A 2702-nucleotide genomic window follows, 5' to 3' on the forward strand; every position below is an offset into this window, starting at 1 on the left:
ATATAGGATAAACCAGCAATTGTGAAAATTGTCCAATACGAAATTGATATTATATAGGATAAACCAGCAATTGTGAAAATTGTCCAATACGAAATTGATATTTTTAAATATATTTTTTATAGGGAGAGTAGCAGCGGCTACTCTAAAGGGTTGGTTTCCGCATCCTAAGTAAGAATCAGGGGAGCGCAAATCGAAACCAACACGGAGTAAAACGATACGTGGCGAATTTTAGTCATCTAAACGAGGAGCAGTCATACGGCTRCTCTMTTTAGAAGTGGAGGAGAAATTTAATTTATATCTATTTGTTATTTTGAATATGCTTTTCTCTTTCTTCTTTTACTGTTTTTAAAATTTTGTCTTTGCTTTCTTCATTAAAATTAGTCACATCATTTTCAAACAAACCTACAAAAAAATTAAAATTGCCCCTATTTTTTCTCATTGATGTTAACAAGGAATGTAGATTATTGATAACAGGTTCAAAAGTTTGTGCATTTTTATCTACATTAAATGAAAGTTCCTCTTTGATTTCATCATTTTTTCTTTCGAGTTTTCCGACTAATTCCATCATCCATTCACTTTCAAAGCCTTTTGTTTCATATTCTGCCTTGTTTTGTTGATATTCTGGGTTAGAATCTATTGCTTCTTGTCTCTGAATCCACATTTCTTCAATTTCTGCCGCTCTAGCTTCATCCCGATTTGATACTTGCTCTGATTCAGCTGCAATCCTTTCGGGAGATTTAATGTGATAAAAATTGTCTAAAAATTCCTCAATATGACTCTCTGTAAATCCTAAATGCTTCATTATCTCAAATGCAGTATTAAAATCGTTCTTCCTTATTAAACCTCTTTCAAGTTGCGATATATAGGTTTCAGCCTTTCCAATCAAACGTGATAACTCCCTAGAACCAATTTTTCTTTTTGTTCTTAATGCTTTAATGTCTCTGCCAAAGTTATTAATACTCATAATTATGTTCCTCCAAACAGTAAAACGCAGTGTAGTTTATGTAAATTATAACATACTGCAAAATGTTTGCGAAATACGGTATTGTAAATTAAATATAATTCGTTTATATAAAACTGTTTACAGTGTAGTATAATAATGCTACACTGTGTTTAGTTGATTAAGAGTACTTAGCACCTCAATCCACATAGACACGGTGTAAAAACTCCGATACGAGAAGGATAAAATCCAAATTTCTTGGAGGTGAACACATAGTTTTCCCTTTATTTGTAAATGGGATGACGATAAGTAAAAAACATTATTCAAATAAACTGCATGTTAAATAGATTACCGAATAAACACGGAGTGATTGGTATGGTGAAGAAGGGTATAAAATCCTTAATCGAAAAAATAGATGAAAACAATGGAGGAAAAACAATTATGGAAAATAAAAACACAAAAAAAGAATGGAAAGAAATTAAGTTTTACTATGTTAATTCTGAATTATTTAATGAGTATGGAGACCAGATTAGTTCTGTTTATATAGATTTTGGTGACGATTCAATAATGTTGACTTCACAGCCTACTCAGGAATCTAAGGATAATGCTCTTGACACGATAGATTGGTCTTGTATCAAGATTGAATACCTTGCTATCAAAAAACAAATTTCAAATTTAGTGTCTTAAGATTGCAGCGACGATTGAATAAACCTAATAGGCTGTTCATATGGTATCTATTTATCTAATAACATAATTATATTGGTCTAAAAAAACAACTCACTTTCTTCGATTACAGAAAACTGAGTTCGTTTTTTAAACTCTCAATTAAGAGAGTGAAACTAAAATATCGATTTAAGTTGGTACTGTAATAAGAGAGAATTTTAAGAAGAGATAAGAAATTAAGAAGAGAGAAATATAACGCCCCCCAAAAGGGGGACGCTATATTAATGGGTATTACTTTCAAAATTTTATAAAGGAAAAGGTACTGTAAATTGAAAGAAGAATTATCTCCGAGAGAATCCGAAAGCAAGGAATCATTTATTGATGTTCCTAAATTGTTTAGGAATGTTAAATATACTGAATATGAAATATTTCTTTATACAATTATCGAAGGATTATCTAGAAATCCATTAAGGGTAACACATACTGGAGTAAATCAGTTAATTACACTAATGGGAATGTACGCTAATACAAAATTAAAATTCAAGGTCAAAGAAACATTAGAGAGTTTACGAGAACTTGATTTAATTGAAATTTATGAGGACAACTTATGTTCAAAAAAAGTAAAGGAAATAAAACCAGCTAATTCCTACTTCATATTAACAAAAGAAAAAGAAAGGGATTTAGGTTTTACAAAAGTTTTCTATTCAGATTTCCACAAAATATTGACTCTAGGTTACAAATATAAGAMTAAATTATTTAGAGTATACTATGAAATAATATCTCATATCTTTTATAACGATTCGAGTTCTAGAGTTGCATTTCCTAATATAAACACAATTGCCGAGGCAACTGGTATTGATAGAAAATCTATCATGAAATATATAAAGATTTTAACAGAAGAACAAATCCTTATTTGCCTGAAAATTAGAAAAGGTGAAAAGAAAGACAAAAATTATTACTCACGATGGATTCATAAAAATGAAATAGTAAATACGATTAAACAAGAAAATCAAGATTATGGAGGAACAATTAGTCCTGTTTGGGAGGAAAATGAAGCTGCTTAGGTGATTAACTAGGACAACTTCATTATCATATTAAC

General features: G+C 30.1%; 3 protein-coding genes. 2 read left to right on the forward strand and 1 reads right to left on the reverse strand.

Going from position 1 to position 2702, the window contains the following annotated elements; all coding sequences use genetic code 11:
* Window positions 1-298: 298 nt before the first annotated feature.
* Window positions 299-964: a helix-turn-helix domain-containing protein gene (locus tag AC1DUW_RS25300; RefSeq protein WP_477643766.1), complete on the reverse strand. Its 666-nt coding sequence runs from the start codon at window positions 962-964 to the stop codon at window positions 299-301.
* Between the two features lie 351 nt (window positions 965-1315).
* Here AC1DUW_RS25300 and AC1DUW_RS25305 point away from each other — a divergent pair, with 351 nt between their 5' ends.
* Together AC1DUW_RS25305 and AC1DUW_RS25310 are read left to right on the forward strand one after the other, a co-directional pair.
* Entirely contained in the window at window positions 1316-1627 is a 312-nt protein-coding gene (locus AC1DUW_RS25305; protein WP_477643767.1) for a hypothetical protein, read from the forward strand.
* Window positions 1628-1932: 305 nt separating this feature from the next.
* A complete protein-coding gene (locus AC1DUW_RS25310) occupies window positions 1933-2667 on the forward strand; it encodes a helix-turn-helix domain-containing protein (protein WP_477643768.1) in 735 nt (244 codons plus the stop codon).
* Window positions 2668-2702 lie beyond the last annotated feature (35 nt).

It is taken from the genome of Peribacillus sp. P4_C12, assembly GCF_056402095.1.